The sequence below is a fragment of the Nonomuraea sp. NPDC048916 genome (genome assembly GCF_040649575.1).
Lineage (GTDB): Bacteria > Actinomycetota > Actinomycetes > Streptosporangiales > Streptosporangiaceae > Nonomuraea.
In genome coordinates, this window is sequence record NZ_JBEZFS010000013.1 from 106,180 (window position 1) to 127,462 (window position 21,283).

19 protein-coding genes are annotated in these 21,283 nt (G+C 72.6%); 3 read left to right on the forward strand and 16 right to left on the reverse strand.

Translation table 11 applies throughout. The annotated features are described in order from the left end of the window. Positions 1-4: 4 nt before the first annotated feature. The 14 genes from plsX to AB0C16_RS16275 all read right to left on the reverse strand — a co-directional run bounded on the left by plsX (position 5) and on the right by AB0C16_RS16275 (position 13,861). Entirely contained in the window at positions 5-1,012 is a 1,008-nt protein-coding gene (gene plsX / locus AB0C16_RS16210; protein ID WP_357683301.1) for a phosphate acyltransferase PlsX, read from the reverse strand. After that, positions 1,009-1,908, reverse strand: coding sequence for a phytoene/squalene synthase family protein (locus AB0C16_RS16215; protein WP_357683303.1), 900 nt, complete (start codon positions 1,906-1,908; stop codon positions 1,009-1,011). The genes plsX and AB0C16_RS16215 overlap by 4 nt, the downstream gene beginning before the upstream one ends. Beyond that, positions 1,905-3,371 (reverse strand): phytoene desaturase family protein, encoded by a 1,467-nt coding sequence (gene crtI, locus AB0C16_RS16220; protein WP_357683305.1) that lies wholly within the window; start codon positions 3,369-3,371, stop codon positions 1,905-1,907. Before crtI ends, AB0C16_RS16215 begins: the two co-directional genes overlap by 4 nt. Continuing rightward, on the reverse strand, positions 3,371-3,565 hold the full coding sequence (locus AB0C16_RS16225) for a hypothetical protein (protein WP_357683307.1): 195 nt from the start codon (positions 3,563-3,565) through the stop codon (positions 3,371-3,373). Before AB0C16_RS16225 ends, crtI begins: the two co-directional genes overlap by 1 nt. 129 nt (positions 3,566-3,694) lie before the next feature. Further along, the gene (locus AB0C16_RS16230) at positions 3,695-4,171 is read right to left on the reverse strand and encodes a sigma-70 family RNA polymerase sigma factor (RefSeq protein WP_357683309.1); all 477 of its coding nucleotides are present in this window, start codon (positions 4,169-4,171) and stop codon (positions 3,695-3,697) included. Positions 4,172-4,249: 78 nt separating this feature from the next. Beyond that, positions 4,250-5,212: a MerR family transcriptional regulator gene (locus AB0C16_RS16235; RefSeq protein ID WP_357683312.1), complete on the reverse strand. Its 963-nt coding sequence runs from the start codon at positions 5,210-5,212 to the stop codon at positions 4,250-4,252. A gap of 124 nt (positions 5,213-5,336) precedes the next feature. Then, the gene (locus AB0C16_RS16240) at positions 5,337-6,923 is read right to left on the reverse strand and encodes an ABC transporter ATP-binding protein (RefSeq protein ID WP_357683315.1); all 1,587 of its coding nucleotides are present in this window, start codon (positions 6,921-6,923) and stop codon (positions 5,337-5,339) included. After that, positions 6,920-7,993 (reverse strand): serine hydrolase domain-containing protein, encoded by a 1,074-nt coding sequence (locus tag AB0C16_RS16245; protein WP_357683317.1) that lies wholly within the window; start codon positions 7,991-7,993, stop codon positions 6,920-6,922. The genes AB0C16_RS16240 and AB0C16_RS16245 overlap by 4 nt, the downstream gene beginning before the upstream one ends. Continuing rightward, positions 7,990-8,454 carry a GNAT family N-acetyltransferase gene (locus tag AB0C16_RS16250; RefSeq protein WP_357683320.1) on the reverse strand — a complete coding sequence of 155 codons (465 nt, stop codon included), beginning with the start codon at positions 8,452-8,454 and terminating at the stop codon, positions 7,990-7,992. Before AB0C16_RS16250 ends, AB0C16_RS16245 begins: the two co-directional genes overlap by 4 nt. After that, positions 8,451-9,617, reverse strand: a complete 1,167-nt coding sequence (locus AB0C16_RS16255; RefSeq protein ID WP_357683322.1) for an anhydro-N-acetylmuramic acid kinase — start codon at positions 9,615-9,617, stop codon at positions 8,451-8,453. Before AB0C16_RS16255 ends, AB0C16_RS16250 begins: the two co-directional genes overlap by 4 nt. Next, entirely contained in the window at positions 9,614-10,513 is a 900-nt protein-coding gene (gene murQ, locus AB0C16_RS16260; protein WP_357683324.1) for an N-acetylmuramic acid 6-phosphate etherase, read from the reverse strand. Before murQ ends, AB0C16_RS16255 begins: the two co-directional genes overlap by 4 nt. Beyond that, positions 10,510-11,337 (reverse strand): ABC transporter permease, encoded by an 828-nt coding sequence (locus AB0C16_RS16265; RefSeq protein ID WP_357683327.1) that lies wholly within the window; start codon positions 11,335-11,337, stop codon positions 10,510-10,512. The genes murQ and AB0C16_RS16265 overlap by 4 nt, the downstream gene beginning before the upstream one ends. Then, entirely contained in the window at positions 11,334-12,305 is a 972-nt protein-coding gene (locus AB0C16_RS16270) for an ABC transporter permease (RefSeq protein ID WP_357683329.1), read from the reverse strand. The genes AB0C16_RS16265 and AB0C16_RS16270 overlap by 4 nt, the downstream gene beginning before the upstream one ends. Positions 12,306-12,307: 2 nt before the next feature. After that, complete coding sequence (locus AB0C16_RS16275; RefSeq protein ID WP_357683332.1) at positions 12,308-13,861, reverse strand: ABC transporter substrate-binding protein; 1,554 nt, start codon at positions 13,859-13,861, stop codon at positions 12,308-12,310. 94 nt (positions 13,862-13,955) lie between these two features. On the opposite strand from AB0C16_RS16275, the gene AB0C16_RS16280 reads away from it, so the two are divergent. Next, complete coding sequence (locus AB0C16_RS16280; protein ID WP_357683334.1) at positions 13,956-14,840, forward strand: MurR/RpiR family transcriptional regulator; 885 nt, start codon at positions 13,956-13,958, stop codon at positions 14,838-14,840. Positions 14,841-15,080: 240 nt separating this feature from the next. Continuing rightward, positions 15,081-17,150: a sensor histidine kinase gene (locus tag AB0C16_RS16285; RefSeq protein ID WP_357683337.1), complete on the forward strand. Its 2,070-nt coding sequence runs from the start codon at positions 15,081-15,083 to the stop codon at positions 17,148-17,150. Positions 17,151-17,268: 118 nt separating this feature from the next. Here the strand turns inward: AB0C16_RS16285 and AB0C16_RS16290 are convergent, their stop codons facing one another. Beyond that, the gene (locus AB0C16_RS16290; RefSeq protein ID WP_357683339.1) at positions 17,269-18,222 is read right to left on the reverse strand and encodes an NAD-dependent epimerase/dehydratase family protein; all 954 of its coding nucleotides are present in this window, start codon (positions 18,220-18,222) and stop codon (positions 17,269-17,271) included. Positions 18,223-18,251: 29 nt separating this feature from the next. Continuing rightward, positions 18,252-19,235 (reverse strand): sensor histidine kinase, encoded by a 984-nt coding sequence (locus AB0C16_RS16295; RefSeq protein ID WP_357683730.1) that lies wholly within the window; start codon positions 19,233-19,235, stop codon positions 18,252-18,254. A gap of 213 nt (positions 19,236-19,448) precedes the next feature. Here AB0C16_RS16295 and AB0C16_RS16300 point away from each other — a divergent pair, with 213 nt between their 5' ends. Next, a complete protein-coding gene (locus AB0C16_RS16300) occupies positions 19,449-21,278 on the forward strand; it encodes a glycoside hydrolase family 15 protein (protein WP_357683342.1) in 1,830 nt (609 codons plus the stop codon). Positions 21,279-21,283: the final 5 nt, after the last annotated feature.

A 21,283-nucleotide genomic window follows, 5' to 3' on the forward strand; every position in this document is an offset into this window, starting at 1 on the left:
GGCGTCACGGCACCGGCTGGGTCGCGAGTGGCGCCGCGACCTGGGACGTGATCCGGGTCGCGACGTCGGCGCGGGCCAGGTCGTGGGCCACCACGCAGGCACGGGCGATGGTGGTGGCCGTGGCGGAGCCGTGGGCCACGACCACGGTGCCCTTGAGGCCGAGCAGGGCGGCTCCGCCGTGGGTGCGGGGGTCGTAGCGCGCGGCCACCTCGGCCAGCCGGGCGGGCGAGGCGATCCCGGCCGCCGCCACCATGGCGAGCGCGGTGCGCACGGTGCCTTCGACGTTCTTCAGCACGACGTTGCCGGTGAAGCCGTCGGTGGCGATCACGTCCACGGCGCCGGCGAGCACGTCGTGGCCCTCGATGTTGCCGTGGAAGCGCACCGGCAGGCCGGGCAGGATCTCGGCGGCACGGCGGGCCAGCCGGTTGCCCTTGCCGGGTTCGGAGCCGATGGACAGCAGCCCCGCCACCGGGTCGGCGACGCCCAGCACGACCCGCGCGTAGGCCGCGCCGAGCAGCGCGAACTGGCCGATCATCTCGGGCGTGGGGTCGGCGGTCGCCCCGGCGTCGACCAGCACGCCGGCCCCGCCTGCCAGGGACGGCAGCGCCACGGCCAGCGCGGGCCGCAGGATGCCCTCGGCCCGCCCGATCGCGCGTACGGCGCAGGCGACGACCGCTCCGGTGGACCCGGCCGACACGAAGGCGTCTCCCACGCCCTGCCGTACCAGGTCGCAGCCCATCACCAGGCTGGAGGTGGTGCCGGCGGCGGCACGCGCGCCGGGCTCGGCCATGGGCACGGCGTCCGGCGCGTGCACCACACCGATCCCGCCACCGCCACCGCCACCGTCACCGGCGGTGGCGCCGAGCCGGTCGAGGTGGAGGCGCAGCAGGGGCTCGCGGCCGACGAGGAGCACGGGCACGCCGTGTTCGCGCCACGCCCGCACGGCGCCGGCCACGGTCTCGGCCGGGCCGTGGTCGCCGCCCATCGCGTCCACCACGACGGTGCCCGTCATGACGGCTCCAGCCGCAGGAGGCGTTCGGCCCGGCCGGTGGCGGTGGAGGCGAGCAGGTGGCGGACGAACGTGGCGGCGCGGCGGCGGCGTGGCACCCGTGCCCGCCTGGCCAGCACCTCGTACCCGCTGCGCTCGATCTCGGTGAGGATGCCGCCGTACAGCTCCAGCGCCGCCCGCACGCACGGCCGCGAGGACGGCACGAGCAGCTCGATGCCCCCGGCGGCGGCGCGGTAGTGCTCGCGCGCGCGCTCCGCCTCGAAGGCGAGCAGCTCGCGCACGGCGGGCCCGGTGCGCGGCAGGCGCAGGTGCGCCTCCTCCACCCCGAACGTGGCCAGGTCATCGCGCGGCAGGTAGACGCGCCCTCTGGCGAGGTCCTCGGACACGTCGCGGAGGAAGTTCGTGAGCTGGAAGGCCAGGCCGAGTTGCCGGGCGGGCTCGCGGGCCAGGGACTCGGCGCCGTGCACTGGCTCCAGGATGGGCAGCATCATGGTGCCGATGACGGCCGCCGAGCCTTCCATGTAGCCGAGCAGGTCGTCGTAGCTCTGGTAGCCGGTCACCGACAGGTCGGCGCGCATCGCGCGCAGGAAGGCGTCGATGTCGCCGCGTTCGATGGCGAAGGAGCGGACGGTGTGCAGGAACGCCGGCAGCACCGGATCGCGCACCCGTTCTCCCGCCAGCCCGGCGGCGACCCCGGCGGCCAGCGCGTCGAGCGCGCCCGCCCGGTCGGCGGTCATGGTGAAGGAGTCGACGATCTCGTCGGCGTGGCGGGCGAAGCCGTACAGGGCGTGCACGTGCCGCCGCTTCCACGCGGGCAGCAGGCGGGTGGCCAGGTAGTAGGAGCGGCCGTAGCGGGCGTGCAGGCGGCGGCAGCGTTCGTAGCTGGCGGTGAGCGTCATCGTGCGGCCTCCAGGATGCGCGTGGCGGCCAGCCGGCCGGAGATCAGCACCGGCGGGACACCCACTCCCGGAGCGGTGTGCATGCCGGCGAAGTGCAGCCCGGGAACCCGCCTGGCCACGCCGGACGGGCGGAACCAGGCGGTCTGGGTGAAGCGGTGATCCAGCGCGAACGGGGTGCCCGCGCTGTGGCCGAGGCGCTGCCAGGCGGGCGGGTCCAGGACGAGGCCGGGGGCGTTCGACAGGTCGCCGTAGCCGAGGTCGGCCAGGCGGCCGAGCAGGCGGTGCTCCAGCTCGGGGCGGAGCCGTCGCCAGTCGGCGCCCCGCAGGTTGGGGGCGGGTTCCAGCACGCTGAGCGTGGCGTGCCCGGCGGGCGCCGCGTCGGCGTCCTCGGGATAGGTGACCAGCAGGCTCGGGTCGGGCTGCGGCTGTCCGTTCTCCAGGGCCTTGAAGGTCTCCCTCCAGGTACGCCCGAAGTGCACGGTGTGGTGTGCCTGGCCGGGCAGTGTGCGGTCGAGCCCGGCGTGGAGCACCAGGCAGGACGGCGAGAAGCGGGGGCGGCGCCAGCGCCAGTCGACGGCCCGCTCGGGCAGCAGCCGGGCCGCGCGGGCGGCGGGCAGGTCGCAGGCGATCACCACGTGGCCGGCCGGCAGGTGTTCGCCCCCGTCGAGCCGCACCCCGGTGACGCCGTCGCCGTCCGTCTCCACCCGGCTCGCGCGCGCTCGGTAACGCAGGCGGGCGCCCTTCTTCTCGGCCAGGGCGGCCAGGGCGCGCGGGATGGCGTGCATGCCGCCCCGCTCGGGGAAGTAGACGCCGCCGACGGTGTCCATGTGCGCGATCACCGCGTAGATGCCGAGTGCCCGCTGCGGTGACAGGCCCACGTACAGGGCCTGGAAGGTGTGGGCCCTGATCAGCCGCTCGTCGGTGAGGTGGGCGGCGGCGAGCCGGTCGAGCCGGCGGAAGCCGCCGAGGGCGGCCAGCCGGAGCAGGGCCAGCGGGCGGGCCAGGGCGCGGGCCCGCGTCATGTCGGCGTCGATGAACGTCGGCCACTCCGCTTCGAACAGCTCGCCGAGCCGCCGCCGGTAGGCCAGGTAACGGCGGGCCTCGGCCGGACCGCAGAGCCACCGCAGCTGCTCGGCCATCCGCTCCCGCTCGGGCACGATGTCCAGGTGGGAGCCGTCGTGGAAGGCCAGCCGGTAGGCCGGGTCGAGGCGGCGTAGCGGAAGCCAGTCGGCGATGTCCTCGCCGGCGGCGGCGAACGTGCCGGCCAGCACGCCCGGCATGGTCAGGACCGACGGCCCGGTGTCGAACCGGTACGGGCCCGCGTTCGCGGTGCCGCAGCACCCGCCGGGCCCGCCGCCCGCCTCGACCACGGTGACCTCCCGGCCGGCCGCGGCGAGGTGGACGGCGGCGGCCAGGCCGCCCAGCCCGGCGCCGACCACCACCACCGGTGCGTGACGGCGCATCAGATGCTCCTCTCCGTGGCCAGGCCGGCGAGGTCGGCGAGGACGATCACCGCGGCCGGCATCTCGCGGGCGACCGCCGGCGCGGCCGTGGACTCGCCGGCCAACTCGGCGAGGCGTTCCTCGACGGTCGCCAGGGCGCCGCAGGACCCGATCAACTCGCGGATGCCGGCGGACTGAGAAGTCACCGTGGTCATGGATGCGGCTCCCCTGTCGCTGCTGACGTCGCGGACGCTTTGCATCTGTTTCACACCCGTGCCCGGTCGCCGGTATCGGGGCGTCCGGGGGCGCGTAAAGAACTGGTGATCAACGGGCTTCCCCTCGAGTCAGGTCAGGAGGGTGGCCAGCCGGTGCAGGCCACGCGAGGTCCGCGCCTTGACCGTGCCGAGCGGGAGGCTGAGCCGTTCGGCGATCTCCCGCTGGCTCAGGCCGGCGTAGTAGGCCAGCACGATCGCCTCCCGCTGGGCGGTGGGCAGCTCGGCGAGCGCGCGGTGGAGCCGGTCCCGCTCGGCCAGCGCGGTGGCGCCGGCTCGGCCGTCGTCGCCGGCGGCGTCGGCGTCGTCCAGCGGGACGGTGTGCGGCCTCCGGCGGCGCAGGTGGTCGACCGCGCGTTTGTGCGCGATGCCCAGCAGCCAGGCGCGCGGGCTGCGGCCGGGGTCGTAGCGGTCACGCGACCGCCACGCTTCGGCGAACACCACCTGCAGCATGTCGTCCACCTCCTGGGAGGGCACGAACCTGCGCAGGTACGTCCGCACGGACGGGGCATGAGTGCGGTAGATCTCGGAAACCTGGTCCTTCCCCATGACTCGACCCCTTAGATAAGTTACTCAAAACTTATTCAAACAGAGGCAAGCGAGTCCCCGCAAGCGGTCGCGGGCAGATCAGGCCAACGCCTTCATGACGGTCGAGACGGCCTCGTCGAAGGTGCGCACCCGTACGACACCGCGCGGAAGCGGCTCCCACCAGCCACGGCCGCCCACCACGAGCCTCGCCGGAGGCCGCAGCGCGGGCAGCGCCGCGAGCGGGGCGGGATCGCCGGTCGTCTCCTGCTGTGACCAGACGAACACCACCGCCGGCCCGAGGCGGCGCATCGCGGCCGCCAGCGCCGAGCAGGGCACCCGCGCGCCCAGAGTCCGCGCGTCGACCCCCCGCTCGGCCAGCCCGGCGGCCAGCGCGTGCACCGGCAGGCTGTGCTGCTCGTCCTCGGCGCAGGCCAGCAGGACCGACCTGCCGGTCACGGGCACGCGGTGACGGTCGGCATGGAGGTGCAGCTCGGCCAGGACCCGGTCGGAGAACAGGTGCTCCACGTCGATGCCCGAGCCGGTGCGCTTCTGTGTGCGGCAGATCCGCTCGAAGACCGGCAGCACCAGCTCCTGCCAGGTCCACCGCACCCCGTGGACGTCGAGCGCCGCCGCCACCCCGGCCGCCACCGTCGGGCCGTCCAGCACGTCGGCCGCCCGTGCCAGCCGCGCCATCGACGGCACCCGCACCCCGCTCGGCGCGGCCGGGGCGGTCTCCGGAGTGGTGTCCCGGGCGGTCTCGGGGGCGGTCTCGGGGGCGGTCTCGGGAGGCGGCGTCTTCTCGGGCGGGGAGAGGCGCAGGGCCCGGGAGGCCGCGTCGGCGGGTGCGATGCCGGCCTTGATCAGCCGGTTCATCTCCTCCAGCCGCAGCAGGTCGGCCTCGTCGTAGCGCCGGTGACCGCCCGGGCTGCGGCGGCTCGGCCCGAGGCCGTAGCGCTGGTTCCAGGTGCGCAACGTGGGCGCGGGCACGCCGAGCCGCCGCGCGACCGCTCCGATGCCGTAGCCGGGTCCCGCGTCGCCGGTGCCGTTCGCTCCTGACTCCACCATGGGATTCTTTCGGAAATTCCAGGCCAGGGGTTCCGCCCGGCGGCTACGCGGCCGAAGTCGTTCGGCCACGGGCGGGTCGTGGACCGGCGGCGTGCCGTCGGCGGGAAGGACGATGCCGGTCTCAGGCGCCCGGGATGGCGGCCAGCAGCTCGCGGGTGTAGTCGGCCGTGGGACTGTCGAAGATGTCGTTCGCGGTCCCGCTCTCCACGATCCGCCCCTGCCGCATCACGTGGACGGTGTGCGAGATCATCCGGACCACCGCCAGGTCATGGCTGATGAACAGGTAACTGAGCCCCAGCTCGCGCTGCAACTCGGCGAGCAGCTCCAGGATCTGCGCCTGCACGAGCACGTCCAGGGCCGAGACGGCCTCGTCGAGTACCACGAGGTCGGGCGAGAGCGCGAGCGCCCTGGCGATGGCGACCCGCTGGCGCTGCCCGCCGGACAGCTCGTGCGGCAGCCGCTGAGCCAGCGAGGCGGGCAGGGAGACCTGGTCGAGCAGGTCGGTCACGGCCTTCGCGCGGGTCGCCTTGGTGCCGACCCGGTGCACCCGCAGCGGCTCGGCGATCGACTTCTCCACGGTGTAGCGGGGGTCGAGCGAGGCGTACGGGTTCTGGAAGACCGGCTGCACCCGCCGTCGGAACGCGAACAGCTCGCGCCGGCCGAGTGAGGTCACGTCGGTGCCGTCGAAGCGGATCCGGCCCGAGGTGATGTCGTCGAGGCCGAGCAGCAGATTGGCCGTCGTCGACTTGCCCGACCCGGACTCGCCGACGATCGACACGGTACGGCCGCGCGGGATGGTGAAGCTGACCTCGTCGACCGCGGCGAACTCCGTGGCGCTGCCCCGCATCGGGAAGACCTTGCGCAGGTCCTCGACCTCGACCAGGTTCTCGGTGTCCTGCGCGGGGGTGGCCGTCCGCACGGACGACAGGCTCGGGACGGCCCGCAGCAGGCGGCGGGTGTAGTCGTGGGAAGGGGCGGCCAGGATCTCGGCGGCCGGGCCCGTCTCGACGATCTCCCCCTGGTACATGACGGCCACGACGTCGGCGCGCTCGGCAGCCAGCGCGAGGTCGTGCGTGATGAGGAAGACGGCGGTGCCCATCTCGGCGGTGAGCTGTTCGAGCTGGTCGAGGATGCGCCGCTGGACGGTCACGTCGAGCGCGGAGGTCGGCTCGTCGGCGATGAGCAGCTTCGGCCGGCAGGCCAGCCCCATGGCGATGAGCGCGCGCTGGCGCATGCCGCCGGAGAACTCGTGCGGGTACTGGTCGATCCGCTGCGCCGGGTCGGGGATGCCGACCAGGTCCAGGAGCTCGCTCACCCGCGCGCGGGCCGCCCGGCCCGCGGCCAGGCCGTGCACTTCGAGCGCCTCGCCGATCTGGTCGCCGATGCGCATCAGCGGGTTGAGGTTGGACATCGGGTCCTGCGGGACCAGCCCGATGCCGGCGCCCCGGATCCCGATCATCTCGCGCTCGCTCGCCCCGGCCAGGTCGCGCCCGTCGAAGAGCACCTGGCCGCCGGTGATGCGGCCGTTGTCCGGCAGCAGCCGGTTGACCGCCGCCGCCGTGGTGGACTTGCCCGAGCCCGACTCGCCGACGACCGCGACGGTCTGCCCGGGCATGATCTCCATCGAGATGTTCTTCACGACGGCGACGTCCTGCTTGCCGGTGCGGAAGGCGACGGACAGGTCGCGGATGGCGAGAAGCGGGGTCATTCGGTCCTCGATCGTTCGGTGATGGCGTGCAGCAGGTCGTCCCAGAGGGCGTCCGTGGGCACGGGCGGCCCGTCGGTCAGCAGCCGGTTGCCGGCCAGGACGAGAGCGATGTCGCGGTCCGGCACGAAGCCGATGACGCAGCCCACGAAGCCCGGGTGGCCGAGCACGGTGACGGTCTCGTCCCGGAGGCGGAGCGCGTACCTGCGGAAACCGAGCGCCTGCCCGGCGTCCGGGCCCGGCGCGAAGAACTCCCGCGCGACCTCGGGCCGCCACAGATGGTCGTGCTCGCAGTAGGCGGACAGCGCGGCGCAGTAGCGCAGCAGGTCGGGCACCGTGGAGAAGAGCCCGGCGTGCCCCGAGACGCCGCCGGACGCGTGGTGGGCGTTGCAGTCCGCGACCTGCCCGACCACCGGCTCCCGGCGCCAGCCGGTGAAGTCGGCGCTGCGGAAGGGGACGGGGTAGGGCTGCCCGGAGTCCAGCATGTCCATCTCGACCCGGTCGTCCCGCGCGCTCATGGCCACCCGCTCCCCGGCAGGACGGGCGTACCGGGTCGAGCGCAGGCCCAGCGGCTCGGTCACCAGCTCCGCGACCGCCCGGTCGAGAGGGAGCCCGGCGGCGACCTCGACCACCCGGCCGAGCAGGACGAAGCCCAGGTCGGAGTAGTGCCGCTCGCGGCCCGGCCGATAACGCGGCGGCGGCGGGTCCGGCCGGATGTAGAGCGGCCACCACTCCCACAGCCCGCCCCGGTGCAGCAGCAGGTCACGGACGGAGATGCCGTCGTGACAGTCCGGCAGGTACGCGCGCACCGGCGCGTCCAGCGAGACCAGGCCGTCGGAGACGAGCCGGATGAGCGCCGTCGTGGTGGCCACGACCTTCGTCACCGAGGCGAGGTCGTGGTGGGTGTCGACCGTCATCGGCTCCTCGCCGACGCGCACCCCGTCCACCCAGCGCACGGTCCGGTGCCCGGCGCACTCGGTCCACCCGAACCACGGCGTCCGCACGGCCCTGACCAGCCCGGCGGGCCCCTCCGCCACGGCCTCGCCGGCCGCGCCACGGTCGGGCGCGGTCATACCAGCTCCTTGGTCAGGCGCAGCTCCGGCTCGCCGAACTCCGGGGTGACGCGGCTCGTGCCGTCGGGGGTCCAGCCCTGACGGCGGTAGAACCCGATCGACGGCAGGTTGTCGCGGAACACCCACAGGAAGGCCCGGCTCACCCCGTCCGCCGACAGCGCCGACTCCGCCGCGCCGAGCAGCCGCATGCCAAGGCCCCCGCCCTGGGCATGCGGATGCACGTACAGCGAGTGCACGGTGTCGCCGCCGAACCGCGTCACCCCGAGCACCCGTCCGCCCTCGTCGGCCACGACGACCCGGCCGGACGCCAGGGCGGCCGTCCAGAGCTCGCGGGCCCGGTCGGGCGACATCGCGGACACCAGCCGCTCGGGCAGCACAGACGCGTAGCTCCCGGTCCAGCAGGCGAGGAAGACCTCGACGATGCCGGCCAGGTCGTCGCCCGTCGCCACGCGCGGACTCATCGGCGCAGCGTGAGCGACCGCGGCCGGTCGGCGATCGGCGCGGGCAGGACGAGTGGCCCCGCTCCGGGCGTGAGCGTGCCGAGGACGCGGGCGGCGCGGGCGCCCGTACCGGCGGGGACCGTGCCCGGCAGGCCGTGGGCGGTGCACCAGCCGATCAGGGCGAAGGCGATCGCCTCCTTCTCGTCCGCCGGAGCGCCGTACTCGTCGGTGAACGTGACCCGCACGCCGGGGAGCGCCTCGCGCAGGCCGTTGGTCATCACGGGGTTGCGGGCGCCGCCGCCGGAGATGACGAGCAGGTCCGCGCCGGAGGCCAGCACCTCGCGGGCGACCGTGCGGACGGTCAGCTCGGCCAGGGTCGCGACCAGGTCGGCGGCATCGGGCCGGCGGCCCGACCTGGCGATCGCCTCCTCGACGTAGGCGAGGTGGAACAGCTCCTTGCCGGTGCTCTTCGGCGCCGGCAGCCGGTAGTAGGGCTCGTCGAGCAGCACGTCGAGCAGCCGCTCGTCCACCCGGCCCGAGGCGGCGATCCGGCCGTCCTCGTCGAAGCCCCGCTCGCTCAGCCCCCTGCTCGACACCACCGCGTCGACCAGCGCGTTGGCCGGCCCGATGTCGTAGGCGACGAGGTCGTCAGGGCCGCGCACCACGGTCATGTTGGAGATGCCGCCCAGGTTGAGCGCCGCCGCGACCCCTTGGTGCCCGGCGAGCAGCAGGGCGTCGAGCACGGAGACCAGCGGAGCGCCGTGGCCGCCCGCGGTGATGTCGCGGATCCGCACGTCCGACAGCACCGGGGCGCCCGTCCGCTCGGCGATCCAGGCGGGCTGGCCGATCTGCAGCGTGCCGAGCGCGTGCGCCTCGTCCACCCAGTGGAACACCGTCTGCCCGTGCGACACGACGAGGTCGACGGGGCCGGCCTCCTCGATCGCCGCTGCGGCGGCCTCGGCGAAGCTCTGGCCGATGAGGGTGTCGAGGACGCACACCTCCGCGAGCGTCGTCGGCGCCGGAGGCAGCGCCGCGACCAGCCTGGCGCGCAACTCCGGCGGGTACGGCGTGCTCGCGGTGAACTCGACCCTGCCTTCGAGCGTGTCGCCGGCCAGGTCGAAGTCGACCAGGGCGGCGTCGATGCCGTCGTGCGAGGTGCCGGAGATCATGCCAAGGATTCTCATGCCTGCTCTCCTAGTGTCGCGCGCAGGCGCCCGCCGTTGCGGGCCAGCCGCGCGGCGGCGTCCTGAGGGGTGAGGTGGAAGCGGGAGGCCACGACGGCCTGCTTCACGTTGAAACCGTTCTGGCCGAGCAGGGCGAGTGCCTCGTCCCGCCCGGCGCCGGTGATCGTCCGGACGATCCGAACGGCCCGCTCGCGCAGCTTGCCGTTGGTGGGCTTGACGTCCACCATCAGGTTTCCGTACGTCTTGCCGAGCTGGACCATGACGATCGTCGAGAACATGTTGAGCACCAGCTTCTGGGCGGTGCCCGCCTTGAGCCGGGTGGATCCGCTCACCACCTCCGGGCCCACGAGCACCTCGATGGGGTGCTCGGCCTCGCCGCTGAGTGGTGTGCCCGGGTTGCAGGCGAGCCCCACGGTCAGCGCGCCGCGCTCGCGCGCCCGGCGTACGGCTTCGAGCACGAACGGGGTGCGGCCGCTCGACGCGATGCCCACGACGGTGTCGAGCGGGCCGATGCCGGCGGCGTCGATCGCCTCGGCGGCGGCCTGCCGGTCGTCCTCGGCGCCCTCGCGGGGGTGCACGACGGCGCCCTCGCCGCCTGCGATGATCGCGAAGACCTGCTCGGGCGGGGTGCTGAAGGTGGGCGGGCACTCGGAGGCGTCGAGCACGCCGATGCGTCCAGGCGTGCCGGCGCCGACGTAGATCAGCCGGCCGCCCGCCCCCATGCGCTCGGACGCGGCCTCGATCGCGGCGGTGATCTGCGGCAGCGCCCTGGCCACCGCCTGGGGGACGGCCGCGTCGGCTCCGTTCATGGTGGCCGCCAGCTCCGCCACCGTCATCTTGTCGATGTCGGCGAAGCGGGGGTCGGCCGATTCCGTCGTCAGTTCCGAAAGGTTCACCGCTTGCCTCGGTTTCGCGGGTCGAGAGTGTCACGGAGTCCGTCGCCGAGCAGGTTGAGGCCCACGACCAGGAGCACGACGACCGCGCCGGGCGCGATCAGTGTCCACGGGGCCACGAACACCAGGCTGCGCGCCTCGAAGATCATGGATCCGAGCGAGGGCGCGGGCGGGGGCGTGCCCAGGCCGAGGAAGCTCAGCGACGCCTCGGTGAGCACTGCCCAGGACAGGGAGAGGGCCACCTGGATGACGATGATCGAGGTGATGTTCGGCAGGACGTGCCTCATCATGATCATCCATCGGCTCTGGCCGGTGGAGACGGCCGCCTTGACGTACTCGATCTCCCTGAGCGAGAGCACGGGACCTCGCGTCACCCGGATGAAGATGGGCACGTAGACGATCGCGATCGCGACGGCGATCGTGAACCAGTTGCGGTCCAGCACCGAGGCGAGCGAGAGCGCGAGCAGCAGCGGCGGGAAGGCGAACAGCACGTTGGTGACGCCGCCGATGGCCCCGTCGGCGATGCCCCGGTAGAAGCCGGACACCAGCCCGCCGAGGGTGCCGACCACGGTGGCGAAGGCGACCGCGACGAGCGCGATGAGCGCCGAGTTGCCCACGCCGGCGGCCACCCTGGAGAAGACGTCCCGGCCGAACTGGTCCGTGCCGAACAGGTGGTCGGCCGACGGCGACAGGAAGCGCGACGGCGGGTCCTGCGCGATCGGGTCGTGGGGGAGCAGCCCGGCGAACGACAGCAGCGCGACCACGGCGAGCAGCGCCAGGACGGCGACGCCGGTGAGCCCTGCCGGGCTTTTGCGCAGGGCCGTCACGAGGCACGCACCCGCGGGTCGATGACCCGGTAGAGCAGGTCGGTCAGCAGGTTGACGATGACGAACGACAGCGCGATGACCAGCACCGTGCTCTGCACGACCGCGTACTCCTTCTGCTGGATGCCCAGCAGCACCTGCCTGCCGACGCCGGGGACGGAGAAGATCTGCTCGACCACCACGGCCCCGCCCAGCAGGTAGCCGAACTGCAGGCCCGTCATCGTCACGATCGGCACCAGCGCGTTGCCCAGCACGTGCCTGACCTGCAGACGGCGCGGCGGCACGCCCTTGGCCCGCGCGGTCCGGACGAAGTCGTTGGAGCGCACCTCCAGCACCGCGGTGCGCGTGGTGCGCAGGATCGGCGCCGCGATGCCGAACCCGAGCACCAGGGCGGGCAGGATCATCTGCTTCAGGTTGAGCAGCGGGTCCTCGAAGAGGGAGGCGAAGCCCTGCCCGTTGGGGTTGAACCCGAACGAGGCGGCGAAGACCGAGAGCAGCGTCGTGGCCAGCAGGAAGGCCGGGATCGACAGCCCGGCGAGGCTCACCGCCTGCCCGAGCGCGTCCCTGGGCGCGCCCGTGCGCGACGCCGCCAGCATGCCGAGCGGCACCCCGATCAGCAGCGCCAGCACGATCGACAGCACGGCCAGCTCGAACGTGACGGGCAGCGAGTGCAGCGTCAGGTCGAGCACGCTCTGCTGCGCCCGCGCCGAGTAGCCGAAGTTGCCGGTGAACATGTTGCCGAGCCAGGAGAAGAACTGGCTGAACAGCGACTGGTCCAGGCCGTAGTAGCGCTCCAGCGCCTCCCGCTGCGCCGGGGTGAGCGCCGCGGCCTCCGTACCGAGCCCGGCCGTGATCTGGTTGCCGGGGATCGCCCGGAGCATGACGAACACGAACACGGCTACCCCGAACAGGGTGCCGAGCATGCTCGCCACGCGCCGGACGGCCCGGTTGCGGACGATCGCTCTCAGCATGACTAACCGAGCGACGTCGTACGGAGGTACTGCATCGAACCGCTGGACATCGGCACGAAGCCCTTCACCTGGGACGTGGTGCCCGTGTAGGTGTAGCTGGTGAACAGCCAGACCCAGGCCGCGTTGTTCTCCAGCTCGGCGGCGACCTTGTCGTAGACCGCCTTGCGCGCGGCCTGGTCGGTCGTGGCCTTGCCCTCGGCGAAGAGCTTGTCGAGCGTGGGGGAGCTGTAACCGGCGACCTTGTTGAGGTTGCCGTCACTGGTGAAGTAGCGCCCGTACATGCCGTCGGGGTCGGGCCGCCCGCCGTTCAGCGCGACGGCCGTGTCGAAGTCGCCCGCGACCCACCGGTCCACGAACGCGCCCGACTCCAGCACCTCCAGCTCCAGGTTGATCTTCGCCTCGGCGAGCTGCGCCTTGAGGTTCTGGGCCTCGTTGACCGAGGTCGCGTACTCACCCTGGGAGACGATCGTCTTGACGGTGACCCCGCCGGACTTGCCGGCCTTGGCCAGGTAGTCGGCCGCCTTGGCCAGGTCGCGCGTGGGGCAGGGCCGCTGCTGCGGGTCGGACTTGAAGGCCGGGGCGGTGATCGGCCCCGTCACCTCGCCCTCGCCGAGCGCGGCCGTGTCCAGCACCTGCTTGCGGTCGATCGCGCACTGGATCGCCAGCCGCACGTTGACGTCGTCGAGGCCGCCGCGGCGCGCGTTGAGCTGCAGCGCGTGGTAGTTGAGCTGCGGCGTCTTGGCGACGGTGATCGAGCCGCCCTCGGCGGTCTTGGCGACGAGGGGGTCGTTGAAGATGGCGAGGTGGACGTTGCCCGACTGCATGGCGGAGACGATGGACGACTCGTCGGGGATCACCCGGAACTCGACCCCGGCGAGCTTGGCCTTCTCGCTGCCCCAGTACGCGTCGTTCCTGGTCAGGGTGATCGACTGGCTGGCGACGCGCTTGCTCAGGGTGAACGGCCCGGTGCCGTTGGGGGTGGCGTTGAGCTTCTCCTCGGTGTCGTCGGAGGAGAGCATCGCCATGTTGACCGTGGCGAGGTTGGCGGGCAGCGCGGCGTCGGGCCCGGTCAGCTTCAGCACCACGGTGCCGGCGTCGGGCGCCTCCACGGACTTGACCGAGGCGAGCGAGGTCCGGGCCACGGCGGCGGTCGCCTCGTCCATGATCTTTTCAAGGGAGTGCTTGACGTCCGCGGAGTCGAAGGCGCTGCCGTCGCCGAAGGTCACCCCCTGGCGCAGGGTGAGGGTGAGGGTCTTGCCGTCCTCGGACGCCTTCCAGGATTCGGCCAGCCCGGGCACCACGTTAAGGTCCTTGTCGAACTCGGTGAGCGTGCCGTAGATGTTCTGCAGCACGTTGACCGCCTGGAACTGCGTGGCCTTCCAGGGGAAGAGCGTGTCCGGGTCGGACGTCACACCGACCACCAGGTTGCCGCCGGCCGCGCCGGTGGCGCCCGGGGCGTCGGTGCCGGTCTCGGTCCCGGAGGATGAGGAGCAACTGGTGAGGGCGATGGACAACGCCGCTGCGATACCGAACGCGGAGAGCGTGCCACGGGACATGTGGCCTCCTCAGAACAAGTAGGTCATAAAATTACGCAGACCATACCAGTTGCGTACTAAAGTTCCTCTCAACCCCCTGACCTTGTGGGTGACCATGGCTGAAGGCTCCAGGCCCGTGCTGATCCGCATCCGGGCCGCCATACCGGCCCTGCGACCGTCCGAGAGGCGCATCGCCGAGCTGTTCGTCGGAGACCCCGAGGTCGCCGCCAACCTGTCGATCGCCGAGGTCGCGGACCGCTGCGGCACGTCCACCACCTCGGTCGTGCGCTTCTACCAGCGGATGGGCTACGCCCACTACAAGGACCTGAGGATCGACCTCGCCAGGGAGGTGACCCGGGAGCAACTCGCCCGCACCAACCTCCCCGAGGTGTCGGGCGACATCGACCGCCACGACAGCCTGGAGGGGATCGTGTCCAAGGTGGCCACCAACGAGACGCTGTCCATCGCCGACACGGCCCGCACCCTGGACATGGACGCGCTGGCCGGGGCCGTGGCGCTGGTGCTGGCGGCCCGCCGGATCGACAGCTTCGGGGTCGGCGCGAGCGCCCTGGTGAGCCTCGACCTCCAGCAGAAGCTGTCGCGCATCGGCCGCACCGCGATCAACTGGCATGACTCCCACTCCGCCTGGACCTCGGCGGCCACGCTCGACGACACCTGCGTCGCCATCGCCGTCTCCCACACCGGCGCCACCGTCGACACGGTCGAGTTCCTGGCGATCGCCCGCGCGTCCGGCGCCGCCACGATCGCCATCACCAACTTCCGCGAGTCGCCGCTCGCCGCCACGGCGGACGTGACCCTCACGACGGCGGCGCGGGAGACCAAGTTCCGCTCGGGGGCGCTCGGCAGCCGCATCGCCCAGCTCATGGTCGTCGACTGCCTGTTCACGGGCGTGGCCCAGGCTTCCTACGACGAGTCGATGGCCGCGCTGCGCAACACGTACACGGTCGTCCACGATCGGGTCGTCCGCAAACGGACCTGAGCTCCGCGATCCGCGACGGGCCGGTCGCGCGGTGGCGCGTTGTGTCGTAATAACGGCCCGGCCATGGAGGGGGAATTATTACTATAAAAGCGTCATAATCCTGTCCAGTGGGCATACCGCGCGCTGGAGAGACAGGAACACGATGGCCAGATTCGCCATGAGCGCAGGGAGCGCCACGTTAGCAGGCATTCCCGGGCCGGCCGGGCGATCCGGGCGATCCGCCGCCGGAACGGCGCTCTGATGGCGATGCCCCAGACCTACGACGACGTCGGAGTCACCCCGGCGCGGTTCGTGGCCGTCGTCATGGCGGTCGTGTCCCCGGCGCTCGCCGTGGCCGCGGTGGTCATCTGGGCCGGACTGCCCGAGGCGTGGACCCCGGCGAACGCCACCGTGACCCCGCAGTCGGCGGTCTCCCTCACGTTCCCCTCGGTCGGAGCGTTCCTCATCTACCACCGGCCCCGGCTGAACATGGCGTGGCTGATGTCCGTGGGCGGGCTGGCCGGTGCCGTCAGCGACGTCTCGCAGGCGCTGATGCTGCGCGCCGCCGCCAACGGAGAACTGGTCCTGGCCTCGTGGCTGAAGTTTCCGGTCCAGATCGGCTGGACGGTGTGCGGCTTCGCGCTCACCGTGCTGTTGCCGTTGTACTCGCCCGACGGCCGGTTGCCCTCGCCGCGCTGGCGGCTCGCCCTGCTGCTGGGCGGGGCCGCCCTCACGACCACGTCGCTGCGCACGCTCCTGCGCCCGGATCCGCCCCTGGAGAGCTACCCGTTCCCCGCGGTCATCCCCAACGTGCTCCAGGTCCCCGCGATCGCGCCGTACGACGCGGTCATCTTCACGGTCGCCTGGGTGGCCATCTTCATCTCGATGGTGCTGGCGGCGCTGTCCCTGGCGCTGCGGCTGCGGCGCGCGGACCCGATCGGCAGACGGCAGATCGCCTGGCCGCTGCTCGCGTTCACGGGCTACATCGTGTTCCTGATCGCGGGGCAGTCCGTGCCCGTGCTGGTCTGGCCCGCGGTCATCTGGGCGGCGCTCATCCCGGTCGCCATCGCGTTCTCGGTGACGCGCTACCGGCTCTACGGGATCGACACCGTGATCAGCCGGGCCTTCGTGGCGGCCGGGCTGCTGATCGTGATCAGCGCGGTCTACTTCAGCGTCGGCGCGCTGTCCAGCCTGGTGCTGTCCGGCTACGACCAGATCGCCGGGCTCGCCTCCGCCCTGTTCGCCGGGGCGTTCTTCCAGCCGTTGCGGCGCGTGCTGCAGCGGGCGGTCGACCACCTCCTGTACGGCAGGATCGGCGATCCCCGGGTGCTGGCCGAGCGGCTGACGCAGGCGGTGCGGCGGGGCGACCCGGCCGAGGCGCTGACGTCGGTCGTGAGCGTGCTGCGTGACGGCCTGGCGGTCGAGGGCGTCGCCGTGGAGGTGACCGACGGCGAGCCCCGCTACGTCGAGAACGGCCGGGTGGGCGACGACCCCCGGAAGGTGCCGCTGGTCTGGCACGGCGAGATGGTCGGCCGCCTGCTCGTCGGGCCGCCGGGCCCGCGCCGGTTCCCCGCCGCCCACAACGAGCGGGTGCTGTCCACGCTCACGCCGTACGCCGCCGACGTGGCCCACGCGGTGCGCATGGCGGCCGACCTGCAACGCTCCAGGGAACGCATCCTGACCACCCGCGAGGAGGAACGCCGCCGGCTGCGGCGCGACCTGCACGACGGGCTCGGCCAGACCCTGTCGGCCATGGCCATGACCATCAACATCGCCCGTAGCAGGCTGAAGAAGTCTCCCGAGTCGGCCGACGCGCTGCTGCAGGACCTGCGCTCCGGCATGGACGCGGTCGCCGGAGACATCCGCGAACTCGTCTACGGCCTGCGCCCGCCCGCCCTCGACGACCTGGGCCTGGCCCGGGCCGTACACGCGCTCGCCGGGCAGTCCTCGCCCGACACCGCGATCGAGGTGGAGGTCGTGGGCGACCTGTCCGACCTGCCGGCGGCCGTCGAGGTGGCGGTCTACCGGATCGTCCAGGAGGCCCTCACCAACATCCGCCGGCACGCCGGCGCGACCCGGGCCGACATCGTCCTCCAGCGGGAGCGGTCGGTGCTGCGGGTGCTGATCAGCGACGACGGCCGGGGGCTGCCCGAGGCGCGCCGGGCCGGCGTCGGCCTCAGCTCGATGCGCGAACGCGCCGCCGAGCTCGGCGGCATCTGCGTCGTCAGCGGCCTGCCGGGCGCCGGGACCCGGGTCGAGGTCATGCTGCCCCTCCTCTCGGCGACGGCGGAGCCCCGGACCGAGCGGCTCGACCCTCTGGACAGCCGCTGAGGGGCCCCCTCCGGCGCGGCGCGCCCCGCCCGGACATCCAGGCGGCCTCGACGCCGACGTGGCAGGGCTCGTCCAGGTAGCGGAGACCCGGGAACGAGCCGCTCGCTCCGGGCGCGGGCTAGCGTGCGATGACGCCCGCCGCGATGAGCCGGTCGACGGCCTCGGCGACGGCCTCGAGCGAGGTGTGGCGCGGCCGGTGGCCGAGCAGCCGCTCGGCCTTCTCCATGCTGCAGTGGGGGCTGTGCGCGATGTGGTCGTAGGTGACGCGGGCGTCCTCCTCCGACACCGTGTCCCGCCACTGCTCCCACGGCAGGTAGGTGAGCCGCGCCTCCTGCCCGAACCAGCTCGCCACGGCCTCGGCGTAGCCGCGCAGCGTCAGGGCGGTGGTGGCGACGGAGTGGAAACCGGCGCCCACGGCGACGGACGGGTTGTCGAGCGCCGCCATGAACAGCCGCGCCACGTCGTCGGCGTGGACGTGCTGGACGGTCTCCATGCCCAGGTTGGGCAGGGCGACCTCGGCGCCGTCGGCGAGGGCCTGGAACACGGCGGGGTTGAGGTTGCCCGCCGGGTTGACCGGCACCCATCCGGGGCCGGTGATGTGGCCGGGGTGGATGACCGTGGCCGGGAAGCCGTCGCGGTGGGCCCGGTCGAGCAGGTAGGCCTCGATGGCGGCCTTCCGGCGGCCGTAGTCGGCGATCGGCCGCCGCGGCCGGTCTTCGGTGGTGGGCACCCGGGTGCTGGGGCCGTGCACCCAGATCGTGCCGCAGTGGAGGAAGTGGCGGACACGGCCGGTCAGCGCCGTCACCAGCTGACGCGCGCTGGACTCGCGGAAGCAGATCAGGTCGATGACGGCGTCGGCCTCCAACTCGGCGATGCGCCGGCCGAACGTGCCGTCGGCCTCCTCCGCCTTGCGGTCGGCGGTCACCGTGGTGACCTGCCGCCAGGAGCCGTGGGGGCTGTAGGGCTCTCGCTTGCCCCTGCTCACCGTGACCACGTCATGGCCCGCGTCCACAAGCCGGGGCACCAGGTAGGTGCCGATGTGACCGCTGGCGCCGATCAGCACTACTCGCATGCGCTTCAGCCTAGACCCGGGCCGCCGGATCAGCCCCGTCGCAGGCGCAGGCGGATCTGCGTGCCCGGCCGGTCGGTGCGGACCTCCACCAGGTCGCACAGCCGGCGTGCCACCCACAGGCCGTGGCCGCGGGCGGTCGCGGAGGCGGGTGGCAGGTAGCCGGCGAACGGCTCGGTCGCCCCGCCGCCCGGCCGGCCGGGGTCGACGACGTCGCAGCAGACCGAGTCGCCGTCGATCCACAGCAGGATCTCGCCATGCCCCCCGCCGTGCTCGACGGCGTTGGTGGCCACCTCGTTGACGGCGAGCGTCAGCCGGTCGGCCGGCTCGGCCGGCACGTCGCGGGCCGCCGCCCAGGAGGCCACGCGCTGCCGCAGGAGGGCGAGGTCGGCGTCGAACACGAACCGGGCGCCGTCCGCACTCCCCGGCGGGGGCAGCGGCAGCAGGTCTCTGGCGTGGCCGAACTCCGCCGGTGGGGTGTAGGCCGGGCTGACCATCGTGTCATCGCCCGTCACCAGCTCGGGGTGGGTGCGCCGGGCGTCGTCGGCGATGTGGCCGGGCAGCGCCCGGGTGTCGTAGGAGCACATGATCCAGGCGGGGCTGTCGGCGAAGGCGGCGTTGATCACGGACTCGTACCGGGTCCACTCCGCCTCCTGCGCCTGGTCGAACCCCTGCCAGACCGGCTCTCCGAGGACCCGGATCCGGGGGTGGTCCGCCCGGTGGCCGTCGACGTAGCGGGTGTAGGCGTCGAGCGTGCGGCCCGGCGTGTCGTACCACTCCCGGGCGTCCACCAACTCGACCCGGGCGGCGTCGGCGCCCAGCACCGCCTCCAGCGCCTCGATGTTGGGCGGCGTCACCACGGCCAGGACCCTGTCACCCCGCGCGAGGCCGTCGAGGCAGAACCGGGAGGCGACGGAGCCGAACGTCTCGACGCCGTCGTAGAGCAATGCCTGGTGGATCAACGTGGGCGCCAGGTCGCCCGTAGCGGGGTTGGAGCCTTCCTCCGCTTGGCGCATCACGTATTCATCCCCGGCCGAAACTGTAATTCTCTCGGTTTCACCGTACCTTTTCTCCCCTCGTACGCCTAGGGAATGGCTCTCACGGGAGATCTCGGAGCCGAAATCCGGAGAAACGCCCAGGTCAAAGATCTGCCAGCCCTTGACGAACGGCAGAGACTGTCACGAGTCCGACATGTTTACCTTGGGGGAAGACAGGGAGAAAGGGCGGTCATGACTGCTGGAGAACCCGGTCACTCAGGCGACTCCCGCTACCTGCCGATCGGAGACCACGGTCTCATCGGCGACCTGCGGACGGTCGCGCTCGTGGGCACCAACGGCACCATCGACTGGTACTGCTGCCCTCGCTTCGACGCGCCCAGCGTGTTCGCCTCGATCCTCGACGCCGACCGGGGCGGCTCGTTCGAGCTGGCCGCCGACACCCCGGCCAGGACCAAACAGTTCTACTTTCCCGACACCAACGTCCTCATCACCCGCTTCTTCGCCGACGACGGGGTGGGCGAGATCCAGGACTTCATGCCCATCGCGGACGACTCGCGCGAGGCCGACCGGCACCGGATGATCCGCAGGGTGTCCTGCGTCCGTGGCTCGCTCCCGTTCCGCGCCCGGGTGGCGCCCCGCTTCGACTACGCGAGGCAGCCGCACACCGTGCGCGCTGAGGAGGACCGCGTGCTGTTCGAGTCGGCGTCGTTGTCGTTGTCCCTGACCGCCAGCGTGCCGATGGAGGTCGACGGGCAGGACGCGTGGGCGAAGTTCGAGCTCGGTGAGGGGGAGCAGGCGGTGTTCGCGCTCGACCGGGCCGGCGGCGGCCTCGCGGCGCGGGGCTGCCCGATCGCGGAGGCCGAGGACGAGTTCACCGCCACGGTCCGCTACTGGCGGCGCTGGCTGTCGGCCTCCCGCTACCGCGGCCGGTGGCGCGAGGTGGTCCACCGCTCGGCGCTCACGCTGAAGCTGCTCACCTACGTGCCGACCGGGGGGATCGTCGCCGCGCCGACGACCAGCCTGCCCGAGCAGCTCGGCGGCGAGCGCAACTGGGACTACCGCTACGTGTGGATCCGCGACGCCGCGTTCTGCGTCTACGCGCTGCTCAGGCTGGGCTTCACCGCGGAGGCGGAGGCCTTCATAGGCTTCCTGTCCACGCACGTGCCGCTCAGCAACGACAGAGGCAACGGCCCGCTGCAGATCATGTACGGCATCGACGGGCGCAGCGACCTGCCCGAGCACGAGCTCGGCCATCTGGAGGGCTACCGGGGCTCCGCCCCGGTGCGGATCGGCAACGCCGCCGCCGATCAGCTCCAGCTCGACATCTACGGGGCGCTCATCGACTCCATCTACCTCTACAACAAGTGGGGCGACCCGATCGCCAGCGACCGCTGGGACGAGCTCTGCACCCTGGTCGACTGGGTCTGCCTGCACTGGGACCAGCCCGACGAGGGCATCTGGGAGACCCGCGGCGGCCGTAAGAACTTCGTCTACTCGCGGCTGATGTGCTGGGTGGCCATCGAACGCGCCATGCGGGTGGCGATCCAGCGCGGGCTGCCCGCCGACATCCCGCGCTGGCGCGAGGCGCGCGACGCGATCTACCGGGAGATCATGCGGCGCGGCTGGTCGACCAAGCTGCAGGCGTTCGTCCAGCACTTCGACGAGGACGTGCTGGACGCCTCCCTGCTGATGATGCCGCTGGCCAAGTTCGTCTCCCCGACCGACCCCAAGTGGCTGTCCACCCTCGACGCGCTCGGCGACGGGCTGGTCTCCGACTCGCTGGTCTACCGCTACGACCCGGAGGTCAGCCCCGACGGGCTGCAGGGCCCGGAGGGCACGTTCTCGATCTGCTCCTTCTGGTACGTCGAGGCTCTGGCCCGCGCCGGCCGCCTCGACGAGGCCCGCCTGGCCTTCGAGAAGATGCTGACGTACGCCAACCATCTGGGCCTGTACGCCGAGGAGATCGGCCACACCGGTGAGCAGCTCGGCAACTTCCCGCAGGCCATCACCCACCTCGCGCTCATCAGCGCGGCCTTCAACCTCGACCACGCCCTCGGCTGACGGGC